The organism is Roseovarius sp. D22-M7, from assembly GCF_037083785.1.
In the GTDB taxonomy this organism is placed as follows: Bacteria; Pseudomonadota; Alphaproteobacteria; order Rhodobacterales; family Rhodobacteraceae; genus Roseovarius.
In genome coordinates this window covers 1-15,716 of sequence record NZ_JBAPKY010000068.1, presented here as the reverse complement: position 1 = coordinate 15,716, position 15,716 = coordinate 1, and the positions used below count along the sequence as shown (strand labels likewise).

The following is a 15,716-nucleotide window of genomic DNA, read 5'->3' as shown; positions in this document are numbered from 1 at the left end:
CGTGCATGAACGCACGGATGCTAACGTGGCAGGTGGGTCAGTTTTAGATGATCATAACCCACCCAGGTGGGTCACTTTTGCATGCCGATTCACACGTCTGGATCGATTGAAGCTCTTGTATTGGGACGGGACCGGCCTCGTGATGACTTACAAGCGGCTTGAGGACACGACCTTGACATGGCCCGGGATCACGGACGGGATGACGCCGCTTACCCTTGACTTGGCAATCTTGGAGGTTTCCTCTATTCACTAAGACATAGGAGCGGTGGCCGAGCGGTCGAAGGCAGTGGTCTTGAAAACCACCGTGCGTGAGAACGCACCGTGGGTTCGAATCCCACCCGCTCCGCCACTTGCCACCGCGAAAGCGTTCTCCTGATCCGGCTGCGGCCGGATTTTTCCGTTGTTTTCGAGGGTTATGCGGGAGGGGCTGAGCACCGGCCGCTGCGCCAGGAGGCTCGGAAGTGGTCTCTCAGGGCCGATATTCTCCGGACCTGATGAGTGCGCCGATTTGGTGAATGGCTTTCTAAGCCACTGTATCAAAACAGAATTTGTGCTCTGCCACCTGAGCAGTTTGACGTCAGAGGCGTTTGGTCGGATGGAACAGAAATCGGGCATTCTCCGAAAAAGTTCGGCACATGAAAGAAGTGTGATTGGGGCTCGCTTTGGATTGAAAGCGGTCTGACGGCAGTCCGTCGGTGATAGCACGGCAAACGTGGAATTTGTGCCATTCGTGCTCGCTGCGATGACTACCCTTGGCACCGATTGACTTCGAGGCCACGCCGCAGAAATCCAGCGAGCAGTTTTTGAGGACATCAAAGGCACCTCAGACTGCTCAGTCAAATCCCGTTTACGAAAGCCTGACTTCGCGAGGCGGAGTGTTCGTCAGAAGCCGCTAAAGGCTCTGGGCAAGTGCATCGGCAAAGCGCTTCAAGCCACGCCGCTCTGAAATACGACAAACACCAAGTTCAACTGCCCGGATGAGAACACCGTCTGCTACAGCCCTTGCAAATTCTGCTGCATGTCCGACCTCGTAGTTAGAGGAAGGCGCGCCCCCTACTGTCCGCGGATAGACCAGCACCACCTCGAAAATCCCCGTCGCGCGCGAGAACGCTAGGGATTCATAGATATCAGCATTGGAAATCGAGGTAGAAGAGCGATCCACATGCCCCTTGTATTTTGCGTCCACGATGACCCGGCGCGAACCAGTGGTATTGGGAATCGTGACAATCGCGTCGGGAACGACGTTGAGCACCCTGACTGCCCCATCCTGCGTTCGCGTCCCAAGCCTATTTGGTGACTGGAGCAGCACATTCTTGGGTATAAGTGCATTGCGGAGAGATAGCGACACGAGCTGCTCCCAAACCTGCCATGTCTGCATGACGTAGCCTGGCGCTAGAGCATTCTTGGGATCATAGGCGCCGCCAAGGCCCCGCAGGATGTCGAGAGAAAGATCAAATGTTGGTTGCCAAGCGCGCGAACGGCTCGGCAGCCGTCGATCCTGTAGACGTGATGGCCTCTGTTGATGCGGCAGATGTTGCGCAAGACGCTCAAGACGCACGCGGGTTTCGACGTCGGGAACAATGGGCGCGAGACCTGCCGCAGCCGCCCTGATTACCGCGTTGTAGGGATTTTCACGGGTGAACGACGTCACCGATTGCGGAAAGCCTTCCTCTGTTGGAACAGACAAATCCTCGGGGTCAAAATCCCCTTCAATAGCAAACTCGCTGTGGGACAAGCGGCGATAGGTTCGCAGCGGTCTACGCTGGTTCTTCCAGTACATCTCGATCAGAGAGCGCCCGATCAGCGTCGCAAGATCAGATGTCGCGCGGGCCGATGATTTCAGTCCCTCGTTGTCGAGTAGCCGCCCATGATGTGAAAGCGTGGCCAGAAGGAAGAAATCTTCACGCCATCCGGGTGCATTGCCGAGAAATTTAGGCGCAATTTCGAGTTCCAGACCTGACGCCAGGACAAGCAAACCCGCTACGTTCTGAAACTGATAGCGGTCTGCATTAATAAAGAGCGGAACGCTCTCCAGTCCGAGGTTCCCGCGCACACGGTCTCCGGCACGGAGCAAAAGTTCGCGCGCGGTGGACGCCGAAACATCGCTACGCTTGGCAATTTCCTCGTGGAGAGCCGAAGGCTTCGCATACTCAATAGCTGTGAAGCGCTGCCATGGGCGCATGACGACTAAACAGCCTTTTGGGACAGGGCGACGAACAGATCATAAACCTGCGAAGTATCAATGCTCACCGGACCATTGATCATGGCACGGGGTGCATCCCCGAAGGACGTCTCTTCCAAGCTGTAGGGGTTTCCGGCAATGCCGCGATCTGCGTTCAAGACGATGGCGGTTCCGCGTACGTCACCGAAGAACGCTTCATCAATGTGATTTTTGACCGTCCGCCATGCTGTCGCAAAATGGGCAAGAGCGTCAGCCACGTTTGAGGGTTTGGCATTGTTGGCCATGAGCACGCCGTGACCAATCCTGAATTCTGGCCCTCGTCCGAGCGCAATTCTTTGGTTTATCGCATCAAAAGCCTGGATCGCAGCCTCGCTCACATCGTCTGCGGAACTTGGGCTCGGCGGCAAACTTGCCATCGGTGTCGCGGCAACACCGAAATGCGCCCGCAAAACCGAAGACTTGGGTTCCAGATTGAAAGGAGCCCAACGCCGAAGGAAGGCTACATCCAGCGGCTCGACCGAGACATCCGCCTGGTTCATTGCTGCTAGTATGTAGAGCCTCGATGGAAAAGCATACTCGATCAGATCGCCGTCCGCCGGATTGATCAAATCGAAGAACTGTGTTGCGGGCGTTGACTTGCCGTCCGGTCCAAGGCGCTTGTCGGATTCGATGGCGACGATAGCTCCACCGAAAACTTGTACTGTCGGGCCGCGGTTGATTTCATCAATAATAAGCAGCGCCGCGCTGTCCGGCTGCTTCGCATACTCACTGGCACGGTAGAGAATGCCTTCGGTAATTCTGAAAGTGCCCGGCGGCGTACCTGTGCGGACGTCAGGCATCACGCCTGTCAGGAAATCACGGTACTTGCTGGACTGATGAAGAACGCAGCGAAAGACCTTCCGGTTGGAGGACGTCCCAATTGCCCCCGGCAGGGCTGTCGTAGGCGTGGGCGGGATGGGGACTCGTGCACCTCGTTGATGAATCGGCGTGCTGGAGTGCCCCTTGGCTTCAAAGAGGCTCGCAACCTCACTCAGCAGCATGGACTTGCCTGTGCCCGGCGGTCCCGCAAGCAGGACGTTGCGGCGGTTTTCCAGCAGGTCCAGAATGTCGTTGGCATCAGACATGTGGGTATTGCTCGTTTGTTACCAGGTCTAGAAATGCTGACTTGCAGCCGTCGTTGAACCAAACTCGTGCCAGTTTTTCGATTTTAGGGTCCCAAGTGTTGGGAGAAAGAAGACTTGTCTCTGTTGTGAAATACAACCAGACTGCACCATCTGCTTGTTGGAAAATCATAATAACGGAGTGCCTGCCATTCGGGTCCTGCTGAATAAGGTTGTCGACATGAAGGCTGGATACTCGCCCAATCTTGCACTCAAATGGTCGAGATGGGTATGGTGGCCAAACCTCTAGTTCAGCGCTTCTATCAGACACTCCATCATTCCAATTGATATCTCCAAAGTAGATCGTTTTCTGACGTTTAGTTCTGCGCCCCGCAAAAATTTTTCCCAGAATTGGGAGGAACTTATCCTGAGGGTTAAATCTCAGGTCTCTCGCGCCGCCACCACTGGCTGCATCATTTGACTCCGCTTTGGCTTTCCTTTTGTCGCCTTCATCTACTCGTTGAAGTATCACTCGAACAACCGCTGTTCCATTGCCGCTCATATGCTTAACTTTCCATTCTTGCGCTTAAGGCCAATGGCAAACTCAGAGCTAACATAGGGAACCGCGCCGAGCTGGCGCGCGCGTGCTGTACGCTGGGCGCATTCATCACTTCCTGTTTTTGCGTTCCGGAACCAAGCCGAAATCAGGGCATCTTCTGTGATGGTGGACGAAGTCTCGCCTTGTATTGCGGGTTGGCCGCGATCCAACAGGGGGAAGTCCTGCAACATGAGCCGCAGGTCATCCTCGGAACAACCATAGGCGCGTGCGACCAGAACGTCCGCTTCGCAGCGCAGTTCGGCAATGCGCCAGACATTCTCGAAGCTCGAGTTTTTTGATTGGTCAAGCTCATGCAATTTTCGGGCGACGCCAATCAGGCGCTGTGCAGGGAGTGAATTGATATCAAGATTGGGTAGCCGAAGGGAAAGCAGGACGAAGTAATTTACCGTCGTCGTGACGATGCGCCGAAGAAGCCAATCGAAGGGAAGAGAGTTGACAATGGCCAGCCAAAGGAAAAGCCGATTATCCGATGGGTCATTGGGGAAAGAAATCGTCGGTACTTTGTTCCCGCAGATGACTTCTGGCGGGATCAACGCAGCCATCATTGATCGTTCGTTGGTTTGCCCCGTAATATCACAAAAGCCTACGCGCATGCGCCGAGAGCGCCGCGAAGCTTCTGCGGACGCTACACTCAACGGCAGCCAGAACTGTGGGGCGATCCTGCTTTGTCCTGGCGGGAGATTGTACCAAACGGCGCTTCGTCCTTCACCAGAGACATAAGACTTGCATCCTAGACGGTGCGGTTGGACCATTCGGCCCTCAATGACCGGAAGGCATCCTTTTTCTGGCCGTTTAACGAAGTAGCGGCGGCCATGAGTCATATCGATCTCACGGCAAAACTCAGGATACCAAGGCGAATCCTCAGATGAGCTCACCGACCCGTTATTCTGCATTTTCTTGAACAGATGCCATTCCTCTGCCGAGCGCACCTCGGGAAGAGTAAGGTCTGAGCGCAAATGCTCAATATCCTTGAGCGCAAGACGTACCTGTGGTGCGGGTACGACGCGCTCGCTATTGGCTCTTGCATGGCCAATCTTCACTGCCGCGAGCGCCTTGCTGGAAATCGCCTTGCGGCGGTAATTCACAACTAGAAACTTAAACCGCGTGTCGATGGCGAAATGCCGTGCACGGTTTTCCATTACGGTGAAGGCAAGATTATCCGTACCCTCTACGAGCGCCCGCCGCAGAGTTTCAGTGCTGAACGAGCGGATCAGGCCTGCCGGAACCAAGAGAGCACCGTGTCCGCCTACGCGCGTCAGCTTGTAGAGAAGCTCGGTAAAGGCGACGTAGAGATCGGGCTCGCCTTTCGCCAGGACGGGGTAGCGTTCAATCAGTGATCCCGCCATCGCGGCGCGCTCGGTTTTGGCTTCTTCGTACCCAGCAAGAGATTGCAGGCGGTAGCTCGTTCCGTAGTCGCGGGTTTCGCCGTTTGCTTTGGCGTATTCATGCCTTGTAAGCTTGACCTTTTCCCAAGGAGGGTTTGCGATAACTACGTCAAAACCATCTTCGCTTAGCTCAAGCCAAGTTGCGTCAGGGGCAAGCAGGCTGTCCTGTGCTCGCCAGTGGGCGCACATCGTTGCGATGGCATCCAAGTCATCGGTCAGCGACGCAAGTGACAGCCGAGTGCCGCGCAAAGCGAGCGGTGAAAGATCGGCGGCATAAACGGACTCACGAAGCCATTCGCTGGCCAGCAGACGATCCGGTCCACAGGCTACGATGGAAACGGCAGTCAGCAATATCCCGGCACCGCAGGCCGGATCAAGAACCTTTGCCCCTTTCGTGAAATGCACCTCAACGCTGTGAGCGAGATGCAGGGCTAGCCGAAAATCCGTGTGATACGCGCCGCTATTTCGCTGCTCACTGTGATCGAGTGCTTCCCGAGCCAGCGCGCTCAAGCAAAGCGCGGGGTGGGTGCCGGTATCATCCAAGAGCTGAACAAGAGCTTTCGCATCATCAAGCAGGCGCTCAGGGGCCACCAAGGGTTTGATCGCGAACTTCGAGCAAAATGTTTGAAAATCAAAGCCACCAAGGCGAGCAGATGCCGCTTCCAATAGTTGGAAGCGCAACTCATGGTTACTCCCGCGATAGCGTCTCAGGCATTGCGATATGTAGGCATGGGCCTTTGCAAGGCGCTTACCCTCAACTGTACTCGATGGTTTCATGCGGCGGCGTGCTTTGCTTCTCTGGTCTTCTCGATGCAGAAAAGCAGCTCTCCGACGTCGGAGGCGGCTTTGCTAGCGGCTTTGTTGGGACGATAGCGACCGATACTCTGGAGCGAATGAACGCTGAGTTCTCCGATGCCAGCTAGAGAATCGGAAAGCGATTTGATCGGGACGTGACCTTCGGTGCTATAGGAAAGGAAAACACGGCGAGCCGGAAGTTCCGAAATAAGGCGCTCGATAGCCTTCGCGGCTCTGACTTTATAGCAAAAGTCAGATGCTTTTTCTCGCCAAGGGCGAATACCGCAGACCCCTTCCACTTGAGGCTCATCACCAAGGGCAATGGTTTCAAGAATGTGGTAATAGGCTGCATATTGGCGTTTGGTGTAGGGTGGGTCTAGATAGACTGTATCCTCCGGCGCGCACGGCACCTGATGAACGTCCCGCGTGCTCATGGTCGCATGCGGAGAGGCTTCGAGATATTCGCCAGGCTCGATCACCAAGGCATCTAGCGATTGCCTCTGCCATTTGGACAGGAAGCAGCCATAGGTTCCGGCGGTGTTCGCGATACGGTTTGAAGCGCGCATCAAGTCGGCAATGAGAACATGTTCTTCATGTGGCGTGATCATATCGCCTTGCCGCCAGGCGCGGATCTTCTGCCGCATGCCATCGATTTTTTGGGCGTTCTCGTCGGTGAAATACATCCGGGAGACGTCGCAATGATCTGATGATGCCGGGCTGTACTCGCGCCAAATGAAGCCTCGTACAGGCTGTGCTTCATTCAGAGCGGCAATTGCGTTGTCATAGCCCGAAAGCTCTTTAAAGGGAATGTCGGCTTTGGACGTCACGCGCGCGTGGGACATGATGGCCGATGAAGCCAAGTGATCGTTCACGTGGACGGGCCAGCCAGCGCGAGACGCTGCTTCGGCAACTGCTCCTGTCCCCGAGAGGGCATCCACGAACACACCACCGTCAGGCGCGCCGATGTGATCAATGATGGCTTCCACGATACGCGCCTTGGAGCCAATGTACCGGAATGACATACGTGCGGATCTCCCTGCCTTGCTTGATTTTTGTTGCCATGCCGGGAAATGAGCGGGGTGGCATGGATCGTTTCTTAGCGCATGCAGACTGCTCAGGCGTTAACAGTGATGGTTTGCTCGTTCGGATTGGATAGCGTGGGCCTAGGTTGGTCTACTTCTACAACATTGCACATACGGCGACCAAGACGCAATATATAGTAGGCTCGCGCAGCATGGGTGCTACTGACTTGCCCGGCTTTTGCGCTCCGTTCGTCGTAGGGTCTGCATTTCTAATCTTGGACTTTTCGCTCGATCGCCAGGAGCTTGAGTGTCGGAGCTGCATCAGGGTGCACCTTGGTCCTGCCGTAGGGGAGCTGCTACGCAGCGATGGGCGACGCCGACTGGCGGGATTGAGCCTTGCTTGCCGTTCAGTCTAACCTCCACTCCGTCCGCTCCCACACCAACGGCACGTCATTCAACATCCGCGCCAGTGTCACCTCCGGCGCCTGGGTGCCGTCCAGGATCGCCTCAACGATATCCGGCGCGAGGAGTGTCAGGCGCAGGACGCGGGTCATGTAGGATGGCGCAATACCCTCGCGCTCGGCTAGTTCGGCAATGGTGGTGAACTCGCCCGACTCCAGCATCCGCTTCCAGCGGAAAGCGCGGGCCAGCGCCTTGACCAGCGTGCTGTCCGTCCGGCGCGTGTGGCTGGCGCCCTCCGGCAGTTGCATCTCCTTCCGTCCGCCACGCTTCACCACGCGGAACGGGACGTGGAGCGTGACGGTCTCGGGGATCGGTGTGCCGCGCGTCATGCTGCTTCTCCGATTCCGCCCGCCAGCATCTCGCGGGAGAGGCCAGCGAGGCCGTCGATGCGGAGCCGAACGTTCAGCCCGTCTGTGCCGATGTCCACGCGCTCGACCAAGAGCGCCACGATGCGGGCCTGCTCCGCCGGGAACAGTTCGTTCCACAGCGGGTCGAGCTGCTGAAGGGCAGTGCGGGCGTCGGCTTCGGTGACGTCGTCAGCATGGGCGCGCGCCGCCTTCCATGTGCCTGCCACGATCTCGGGGTGCCGGAACACGGTGCGCAGTTGGTAGATGACTGCGGCCTCGATCTCGCCGGCCGGCACGCGGCCCACCGCACATGATCCTGCCCCATGCTTCAGCACCGTCTGGCTGATATAGTAGCGGTACAGCCGCCCGCCCTTGCGGGTGTGCGTCGGCGAGAACGCCGCGCAATCGGGCCCAAACAGAAGCCCCTTCAGCAGCGCGGGCGTGTTGGCGCGGGTGCGGGCGGCTCGCTTCCGCGGGCTCTCCTGCAGCATCGCATGGACGCGATCCCACGTCTCGCGGTCGATTACCGCGTCGTGCTCGCCGGGATAGCTTTCGCCCTTGTGCACCGCCTCCCCGATATAGGCACGGTTGTTCAGCATCCGGTAGAGGTACTTCTTGTCGATCCGGTTGCCACGCGGCGTGCGGATGCCACGCTTGCCCACCTCCCGCGCCAGTTCCGTGCCCGAGCCGATCTCGAGGAACCGCGCGAAGATCCAGCGCACATTCGTGGCAGTGTCATCGTCGACCAGCAACTTCCGGTTCTCGACGCGGTAGCCGTAGGGCGGCACCCCGCCCATCCAAATGCCCTTCTTGCGGCTGGCGGCGACCTTGTCGCGGATGCGCTCGGCCGTCACCTCGCGCTCGAACTGGGCGAAGGACAGCAGGATGTTCAGCGTCAGCCGGCCCATCGACGTGGTCGTGTTGAACGACTGCGTGACCGAGACGAAAGTGACGTCATTTCGATCGAATACCTCCACCAGCTTGGCAAAGTCGGCCAGCGAGCGGCTGAGGCGGTCGATCTTGTAGACGACCACTACGTCGACGAGCCCGTCCTCGATATCTTCCACCAGACGCTGCAGGCCGTGCCGGTCCAGCGTGCCGCCGGAAATGCCGCCATCATCATACTGATCGCGGACCAGCACCCAGCCCTCTGCCTTCTGGCTGACAATGTAGGCCTCGCACGCCTCGCGCTGGGCGTGGAGCGAGTTGAACTCCTGTTCCAACCCTTCCTCGGAGGATTTGCGCGTGTAGATCGCGCAGCGCTGCTTGCGGACAATCGGTTTCGTCATGTGCGGCCCCTCCGGCTCTTCAACCCGAAGAAGACCCAGCCATTCCAGCGCGTGCCGGTGATCGCCCGCGCGATGGCCGAGAGCGACTTGTAGGGACGCCCCTGCCATTCGAAGCCGTCCGCGGTGACGGTGACGACATGCTCGACACCCTGCCATTCGCGGAGCAGGCGTGTGCCGGTGATGGGTTTCAGGTCCGCGCGGATGCGGCTCTTCTTGCGATCACCGCCGTCGAGTTCCTCGCCCAGCCGCTCCAGCCGCCGGGTCGTTTCGAGCTTCAGCCCGCCATAGGCGAGTTCCTGGATGCGATAGGCCAGCCGGCTCTCGAGATACCGGCGGTTGAACGGCGGCGGCTCGCTGTCGAACAGGTCGCGCCATTGCTTTTTCAGGTCCGGCGTTGGGATGGTCTTGAGCGCGGCCAGGCGCGCGGGGATGGGATCGTGCGTTGTCATGGTGCCTCCTCATGCGTTGGAGTTGCATGAAGGCATCGGTTGGGCGGAGAGTGTAGGCAACTTTCTCCTGTATCCGCAGATGGTTGCATGTGATCCCACTGGCGCAGCCGCACCAGCCCAAGGGCCAGAAGCCCGCATAACTCGGCACGGCGCTCGGCAGGGGTCATCTGGTCTGCTGGCAGGGCGTTGGGGCGTTTCATGTCATGGGCCTTGGGTGAGTGGTCTCCTTTGACCTCTACTCACCCGCATCGAAAACTGTCCCAGCCGAACCTGCAAAGGTTGAAGAATCACGTGACAGAACATAGCCAGAACACCAGTCGAGAAAGGAAGGGGATTCGTCGTGGCTGGCAATTTAAAGAAGTTCGTGAACCCCCGGTTCATCAAAACCATTGATCTCGCCCTGATGAAGCCGCTGCTGGCGCGGCACGAGGGCAAGTACAAAGACTTTTCCGTCGACCTGCTGGACAAAGAGGAAGATGCCGCGCGCGAGGCGCTGCAGACGCTGTTGACCGGTGCAGAGGAAAGCTATCCCGAAGGACTGCGCGGCGATCTGCACCGTATCGCCGAACTAGGTGACGCCCGTGGCCTCGAGATCATTCAGACCCAAGCGAAGCGCCAAGGCATCGATCTGTTCCCCGACATGAAGACCGGGGACGAGGACGCGCCGAACAAGGCACATGATCCCAAGCACATCGCTGTTCGGGTGTTTCTGGAGCATCCCGACCTCTTTGACGCGGCCGCCGACCATATGGCGATGCTCACTGCGGACCGCCTGCACGAATACGCCGGGCGGGAACGTGGCGTCGCAATCGATCTGACGGAGGATAAGGTCGAGGCGTTCCGAACCGCCGTTGCCGAACTGTTCTGTGACGCGTTTCTTGGAGATTATTGTCGGGTAGGCGACTATGATGACGGAGGCGAGATCAACCTCGTGGTCAGCCATGGCTCCATGGTCTCGACAATGCCGGTTGTCGATGGCCAGGTCGAACGGGTCATCAGCGTGCGCCAGATCAAGCACGCGGTGCTGCGATACTCGGAAAGTACCGGCATGCTACGACTGGCCCGCATCCAAAAGGCGCATCAGCCCGAGATCGCGGAACTCTTCGCCTCGATCATTCTCGACAGGCCCGGCTTCTTCGACGGCGACGATGCGCAGGACCTCTATACCCTGCGCCCGGTTGAACTGGCCGGACCGGGTTTCGCCTTCGATGCCGCCTACGATCCGCTGATCGACAAGGTGCTGATCATCGAGGCGGCCGCCGACCTGATGGCGCCCGGCAAGAAGGGATATCCCCGCGTGGTGCGCACGCTGCGCTCACGGGATCTCGGCGGTGACGCGCTCCAGCATTTTGGCAGCACGCCGGTATCCTTCGGCGGTGCATGGCGGTTGGGCGAACTCGTGTTCCGGATCCTGTTCAAGGGCGAGGGCAAGCGCCAGCCACAGGTAACGGTCAAGATCAGACCACCGGGTGTCGTTCAGTTCCGCCGCACCCAGCACGAGGCGCGGGTGATGACCCTCATCGAACGGAACGGGCTGATGAATGACAGAGATGATTTTGAGGTTATTGACCCGGCTGAGTGAAGCTGGCGAAGACGCGATCCTGCCTGGCGATCTTGCCGCGCCGTTCTTTGGTCCGGTCTTCGACCGGCTTCTGGCGAAACGTGTCCTCATCGAACAGGCGCCGCTCTCCGATTGGGAGGTCTGCGATGCCTGCGAGTGCGGGCTCCCCTGTCGACCGATCTGGAAAGCAGGCGATGAATATCGGGCTGAATGTCCGCTTGATCGCCGACATGATATGGAACTCACCAAAGACGATGTGCGCGTGTTCCGCATTGGCGCTGAGGGGCTGGCATCCGTGATCGGCGTCGCGGCGGGATTCCGCGCCGCCCCGAAACGCGCCGCGGAGAAGGTCTGGCGGCTCGGTGACACGTCATCGGGACGCGCGGTGTTTCTAGCGTTTGAGCCTGCAGCCCTGACCGGCGACGGCGTCATCGCATTGTTGCGCCAGGCGGCGCAGGGCTCGGACATCACCATCCTCGCACCAGAGTTGCCACCGGAGGCTGCACGGCGACATCACGATGCGGGCTTCCATCTGGTCGAGATCCTCGCGGTGCTGACCCCGGCTTCGAATAACCTCGGTGTCGTGATCGACGCCGCCGCACTAAATCCCATTCCAATGGCACCCGTGCTTCGCGTGCGAAGGGCAACAGCCGAGGTTCAATGGGAGGGTCGCTCCGTCATTCTGTCGCGTCAGATTTTCCCCGTGTTCGAGCGCCTGCTCGAAAAAGCGCTATCGCGCGATCAGGTTGCTTCCGCATCCCATGTCGAAGGCACGACAGGGCGCGAAGCCAAGGATCTGATCCGCGAGTTGCGCGATTCGTTCAAGGCCGCTTGGTTGACCGATGCCGAGAGCAAGGCCCTGATTGTGACCGTGCGCAATCGGGGCTATCGGCTCGGTGTCCCGGCGGCGGAGATTTTCGTTGACTGTTGAACCAGTACTGACCCACCCGCCATCTGCATTTCGTTCGCTCTTGGTCGCGAGGGCGCTGCCCCATCAGACATCACTGCAGTTTTTACTATGCCAATGACGGAAATCTCGAAAGGTCGGCGCGCTGACCGTGCATCGCAAGCCTTCTTCCGTTGGTAGTCTATGAGAAATTCGCCACGCCCATCCGATCGAACTTAATCACTACCTCATCACCGACCCGGCCGGAGAACCGGTTTCGGGCGTTTAGACGGTACGCGTCAAATTCCGTATCAGCCGTGACGTTCTGGCGCAGCCACTTTGCTTCTTCTCGGGTCGATGCGTCATCTCCTGAGATTTCCCGCCACCAGCGTTTGGGTCGTCCTCCGAGCTCCAATCCATCGTCCCCGCTCCAGACATACCCTCGGTCCTTGATTTTACTACTTGTCCCGCCGATCAATCTGGAACCGCGGACCGTGATGCGGACGGTGTCGCGTCGCGCATTACGCAGCATCTCCGCGAACGGCGTATGCTCATGATCCATTGGTGCTCCGTTGAGGCAAAAGGCGGTTGCGAGCACGTCTTCGCCAGCATCATGGGCACCGTAGTAGGCACCTTGAGAAAGTGCAATGTACTCCAATTTTGAGGAGCCCACCCCCCGCGCTGCCCAATTAATGTCGTGCAACGAGCACGCCCACGGAAGGGTATCGAAGCCAGCGTTTGGAAGGTCTCGCTCAACGAATTTTCGATCGAAGTTTGCGTTGTGCGCGATTACGACCTCCGTTCCATCCAGAAATTCTCGGATTCTTTCATTTGAGAACGCATGGCCCTTCAGCTTTTCATTCGTTAGGCCGTGCACCGCGACCGCCTCGTCGGGTATCTTAGCAACAGGGTCGTTGAGTTCGCATAACAACTCGCCAAGCCGCGAAATGCCTCGAGCCGTGAAAAACACCTCGAGCATTGCCAATTGTATCGTTTGACTCTGGCCTACGACTTTCCCGGTTGTCTCAACGTCGAGAATTATTCCGCGATACTCGTGTTCGCCTTCCAGGCTAGGCAACCCGACGAAATATGCGGGCCGGATGCGGCGCGACAGCCGGTATCCATGAGCCTCCAATAGGTCACGAATCCTCTCAGGGCCGAATTCATTTAACTCATCTGCAAGCGCACTTCTGATATCGCCCAAGAAACGTCACCTCATTGATATAGTGAACCCGGCTACTCTCGCTCGCGGACCAAGCTACCCGAGGGAGGGAACACTGCTTGGGGCGCAGTATCACGGCCCCACAAAACCCCCACCTTATTCCCACACCGTTCCCACCAGCGCAACGACCGAATCCGGCACCTTGGGCTCATCAGAAACGATGACCGAGGCGCACAGCGATGCAGATCGAACTCTCCCCCGACGACATTGAAACCATCATCCGAGAGGCAGATGCGGCGGCGCAACGGCTGCGACGCAAGCTGGCCCTGCCGCTCTGCGAGCGCGAGGATCTGGGCCAGGACCTCCTGGTCGATCTGCTGCGCCGCTTGCCCGCCTACGATCCCTCGCGCGGCAGCATCGGCGCCTTCGCCAATATCGTCCTGCGCAACCAGTCCTCGCGGATTGCGATGCGTCACCACCGCCAGCGTCGTGCGCAGGGCGGGTCACTGCTCTCGCTCGAGGTGCCGCTGGCCGGAGCCCGCGAACCGGTCGGCAACACGCTGACCGAGGACGACGGGCTTGCCGCTTGGTACGGCCAGACCTGCTGCGCGGCCGCTGTCATCGAACTTCACCACGCCCTCGAAACCGCCCTCGCGCGCCTCCCTCCCGAGGATCGCCGCTTCTGCGCGGAGCTGGCGCATCGTTCCGTCACCATGCTTGCGGCCGAGGGTTTGGGCAGCCGGTCTGCCCTCTACCGCCGCCTCTCCGATCTTCGTCACGTCCTCACCGCCCACGGGCTCGGTCCGGCCTGGGACGATTTCGCAGCCGCCTGAGTAGAGGGGAAAGGAGGAGATCATGTTCATGCAAAACACCCCCATCACCACAGTTCGAACCAGCCGTCCGCTGACCGAGATCGAGTTTTGCGCATGGGTCGCACAGGCGGTGCCCGGTGATCGGCTGGAATATCACCGTGGCTTTCTGGTGCTCGACACCTTTCCGGCGATCTCGCACCTGCCGGATGCGCAGCGCGTTGAACTGGCCCGGCTGGGAAGCCGCGCCTTCTGGGCCGCCGAAAATGGACTCGTTCACCTGGTGCAGGAGCGCGAGGGCCCCGACCGCTTCGCCTACATCGCCATCGCCCGGCCGAAGCCCAAGGCCGCCACCGCGTCACTGTCGGCGCTGCTGCTCGACGCGCAGGCAGCCTGACACCCCCACCCAAGCCCAACCCGCAAATCAAGGAGGCTCAGCCATGCCATTTCCAGACAACATCCCCACGCCAGACGACCTTCCGGATATCAATCTCCACGACATCGCGCAGATGCCGGTCGAACTGCTGGCTATCTTGGATCACGAGATCGACGCGCGCCTCAAGCGCGACAAGGCCGCAAAGACCCGCCTCGATGGCGCGTTGAGCGTGCGCTACGCCGAGCGCGCCGCCGAGGAACGGCAGGCGCGCGGCAAGGACACCGGAACGGTCAGGTTCGATGACTGCGATTTCACCATCGTCGCGGATCTGCCCAAGCGCGTCGACTGGGATCAGGCGAAGTTGGCCACGGTGGTCGAGCGGATCCGCGCCACCGGCGACGATCCCGCCCAGTATGTCGACATCGCGATCAAGGTGCCCGAGCGCAAATACACCGCCTGGCCCGACACGATCCGGGCCGAATTCGAGCCGGCGCGCACGGTGAAGACCGGCACGCTGAAGGTCACGCTCGAGCCGAACGAGGCCGCGCAATGACCGCGCTGGCCTACATCCCAAACCCCGCTCCGGACCTTCCCAGCCTGATCGAGCGCGCCGCGACCATGCTGTCGGGGGCCAGGACCGCCGCGGAGGTTCTGGAGGCCCGAGAAGCGGCCGGACTGGCCTATGACGTGGCCAAGCGCACCGCACGCATGAAAAGCGCCAAGTCGGCGCATGACGATCTGGTTGCCGCCGCGCACCGCGCACAGGCCGACGCGCTCGAGATCGAGGCGGCCGCCAAGCGCCGTCTGGCCGACGAATACGATGCGGCGCAGGCGCGGGGTGAGGTGGCAAGCGGATCGGTGCGCACCGACATCGTTGATGTTTCCAACGATGTTCGTCCCGCGACCGCCGCCGATCTCGGCCTGCGCCGGGACCAGATCTTTGAGGCCCGTCAGCTCCGCGATGCCGAGACAAACGATCCCGGCATCGTGCGCCGCACGCTCGACGAGCGACTGGAGCGCGGCGAGGAACCGAACCGCACCGCCATGCGCAAGATGGTCACGGATGCCGCCATGCGGGGGATGCGTCCGCAGCGCAGGACCAGCCGGCGGAACCCCCTCTACGTCCCGCCCTCGCCCGAACAGGCGGCCTGGCAGCATGTGACCGGCACGTTCCGCGCCTTTGCCGAATGGGCCACGGACGAGAACCTCGCGCTCGCGCGGCAAGGCATGCGCGAGGCGCAGGATGCCCCGTTTCACGACCTCGATGCCAAG

Annotated in this window: 16 protein-coding genes and 1 tRNA gene; 8 read left to right on the top strand and 9 right to left on the bottom strand. The window is 59.6% G+C overall.

What is annotated here, in order from left to right; translation table 11 throughout:
* Position 1: 1 nt before the first annotated feature.
* Positions 2 to 253, top strand: a complete 252-nt coding sequence (gene tnpB, locus V8324_RS22495) for an IS66 family insertion sequence element accessory protein TnpB (protein WP_442970582.1) — start codon at positions 2 to 4, stop codon at positions 251 to 253.
* A 6-nt stretch (positions 254 to 259) separates the two neighbouring features.
* Positions 260 to 349 (top strand) — tRNA-Ser (locus V8324_RS19165).
* Between the two features lie 543 nt (positions 350 to 892).
* Here V8324_RS19165 and V8324_RS19160 read toward each other — a convergent pair.
* From V8324_RS19160 to V8324_RS19125, 8 genes are all read right to left on the bottom strand, one after another.
* Positions 893 to 2,182, bottom strand: a complete 1,290-nt coding sequence (locus V8324_RS19160) for a 5-methylcytosine restriction system specificity protein McrC (RefSeq protein WP_336421511.1) — start codon at positions 2,180 to 2,182, stop codon at positions 893 to 895.
* Positions 2,183 to 2,187: 5 nt separating this feature from the next.
* Positions 2,188 to 3,306: an AAA family ATPase gene (locus V8324_RS19155; RefSeq protein WP_336421510.1), complete on the bottom strand. Its 1,119-nt coding sequence runs from the start codon at positions 3,304 to 3,306 to the stop codon at positions 2,188 to 2,190.
* On the bottom strand, positions 3,299 to 3,844 hold the full coding sequence (locus V8324_RS19150; protein WP_336421509.1) for a hypothetical protein: 546 nt from the start codon (positions 3,842 to 3,844) through the stop codon (positions 3,299 to 3,301). The genes V8324_RS19155 and V8324_RS19150 overlap by 8 nt, the downstream gene beginning before the upstream one ends.
* Positions 3,841 to 5,967 (bottom strand): N-6 DNA methylase, encoded by a 2,127-nt coding sequence (locus V8324_RS19145; RefSeq protein WP_336421508.1) that lies wholly within the window; start codon positions 5,965 to 5,967, stop codon positions 3,841 to 3,843. The genes V8324_RS19150 and V8324_RS19145 overlap by 4 nt, the downstream gene beginning before the upstream one ends.
* A 92-nt stretch (positions 5,968 to 6,059) precedes the next feature.
* Positions 6,060 to 7,103 carry a DNA adenine methylase gene (locus V8324_RS19140; protein WP_336421507.1) on the bottom strand — a complete coding sequence of 348 codons (1,044 nt, stop codon included), beginning with the start codon at positions 7,101 to 7,103 and terminating at the stop codon, positions 6,060 to 6,062.
* Between the two features lie 407 nt (positions 7,104 to 7,510).
* Positions 7,511 to 7,894: a hypothetical protein gene (locus tag V8324_RS19135; RefSeq protein ID WP_336421506.1), complete on the bottom strand. Its 384-nt coding sequence runs from the start codon at positions 7,892 to 7,894 to the stop codon at positions 7,511 to 7,513.
* On the bottom strand, positions 7,891 to 9,201 hold the full coding sequence (locus V8324_RS19130) for a recombinase family protein (protein WP_336421505.1): 1,311 nt from the start codon (positions 9,199 to 9,201) through the stop codon (positions 7,891 to 7,893). Before V8324_RS19130 ends, V8324_RS19135 begins: the two co-directional genes overlap by 4 nt.
* The gene (locus tag V8324_RS19125; RefSeq protein WP_336421504.1) at positions 9,198 to 9,650 is read right to left on the bottom strand and encodes a DUF2924 domain-containing protein; all 453 of its coding nucleotides are present in this window, start codon (positions 9,648 to 9,650) and stop codon (positions 9,198 to 9,200) included. Before V8324_RS19125 ends, V8324_RS19130 begins: the two co-directional genes overlap by 4 nt.
* A 340-nt stretch (positions 9,651 to 9,990) precedes the next feature.
* Here V8324_RS19125 and V8324_RS19120 point away from each other — a divergent pair, with 340 nt between their 5' ends.
* Complete coding sequence (locus tag V8324_RS19120) at positions 9,991 to 11,232, top strand: hypothetical protein (RefSeq protein ID WP_336421503.1); 1,242 nt, start codon at positions 9,991 to 9,993, stop codon at positions 11,230 to 11,232.
* Positions 11,192 to 12,142 (top strand): hypothetical protein, encoded by a 951-nt coding sequence (locus V8324_RS19115; protein ID WP_336421502.1) that lies wholly within the window; start codon positions 11,192 to 11,194, stop codon positions 12,140 to 12,142. Before V8324_RS19120 ends, V8324_RS19115 begins: the two co-directional genes overlap by 41 nt.
* 157 nt (positions 12,143 to 12,299) lie before the next feature.
* Here the strand turns inward: V8324_RS19115 and V8324_RS19110 are convergent, their stop codons facing one another.
* The gene (locus V8324_RS19110) at positions 12,300 to 13,301 is read right to left on the bottom strand and encodes an exonuclease domain-containing protein (RefSeq protein ID WP_336421501.1); all 1,002 of its coding nucleotides are present in this window, start codon (positions 13,299 to 13,301) and stop codon (positions 12,300 to 12,302) included.
* Positions 13,302 to 13,498: 197 nt separating this feature from the next.
* Here V8324_RS19110 and V8324_RS19105 point away from each other — a divergent pair, with 197 nt between their 5' ends.
* The 4 genes from V8324_RS19105 to V8324_RS19090 all read left to right on the top strand — a co-directional run.
* A complete protein-coding gene (locus tag V8324_RS19105; RefSeq protein ID WP_336421500.1) occupies positions 13,499 to 14,092 on the top strand; it encodes a hypothetical protein in 594 nt (197 codons plus the stop codon).
* Positions 14,093 to 14,114: 22 nt separating this feature from the next.
* Positions 14,115 to 14,465: a hypothetical protein gene (locus V8324_RS19100; RefSeq protein ID WP_336421499.1), complete on the top strand. Its 351-nt coding sequence runs from the start codon at positions 14,115 to 14,117 to the stop codon at positions 14,463 to 14,465.
* Positions 14,466 to 14,508: 43 nt separating this feature from the next.
* A complete protein-coding gene (locus tag V8324_RS19095) occupies positions 14,509 to 14,997 on the top strand; it encodes a hypothetical protein (RefSeq protein WP_336421498.1) in 489 nt (162 codons plus the stop codon).
* On the top strand, positions 14,994 to 15,716 hold a 723-nt coding region (locus V8324_RS19090; protein WP_336421497.1), incomplete at its 3' end, for a hypothetical protein. The genes V8324_RS19095 and V8324_RS19090, both read left to right, overlap by 4 nt.

What these genes read in the sequence shown, in the direction of transcription:
- V8324_RS19160 (WP_336421511.1), bottom strand. Translation starts at nt 2,182, where the DNA reads ATGCGCCCATGGCAGCGCTTCACAGCTATTGAGTATGCGAAGCCTTCG.
- V8324_RS19155 (WP_336421510.1), bottom strand. Translation starts at nt 3,306, where the DNA reads ATGTCTGATGCCAACGACATTCTGGACCTGCTGGAAAACCGCCGCAAC.
- V8324_RS19150 (WP_336421509.1), bottom strand. Translation starts at nt 3,844, where the DNA reads ATGAGCGGCAATGGAACAGCGGTTGTTCGAGTGATACTTCAACGAGTA.
- V8324_RS19140 (WP_336421507.1), bottom strand. Translation starts at nt 7,103, where the DNA reads ATGTCATTCCGGTACATTGGCTCCAAGGCGCGTATCGTGGAAGCCATC.
- V8324_RS19135 (WP_336421506.1), bottom strand. Translation starts at nt 7,894, where the DNA reads ATGACGCGCGGCACACCGATCCCCGAGACCGTCACGCTCCACGTCCCG.
- V8324_RS19130 (WP_336421505.1), bottom strand. Translation starts at nt 9,201, where the DNA reads ATGACGAAACCGATTGTCCGCAAGCAGCGCTGCGCGATCTACACGCGC.
- V8324_RS19125 (WP_336421504.1), bottom strand. Translation starts at nt 9,650, where the DNA reads ATGACAACGCACGATCCCATCCCCGCGCGCCTGGCCGCGCTCAAGACC.
- V8324_RS19115 (WP_336421502.1), top strand. Translation starts at nt 11,192, where the DNA reads ATGACAGAGATGATTTTGAGGTTATTGACCCGGCTGAGTGAAGCTGGC.
- V8324_RS19105 (WP_336421500.1), top strand. Translation starts at nt 13,499, where the DNA reads ATGCAGATCGAACTCTCCCCCGACGACATTGAAACCATCATCCGAGAG.
- V8324_RS19100 (WP_336421499.1), top strand. Translation starts at nt 14,115, where the DNA reads ATGTTCATGCAAAACACCCCCATCACCACAGTTCGAACCAGCCGTCCG.
- V8324_RS19095 (WP_336421498.1), top strand. Translation starts at nt 14,509, where the DNA reads ATGCCATTTCCAGACAACATCCCCACGCCAGACGACCTTCCGGATATC.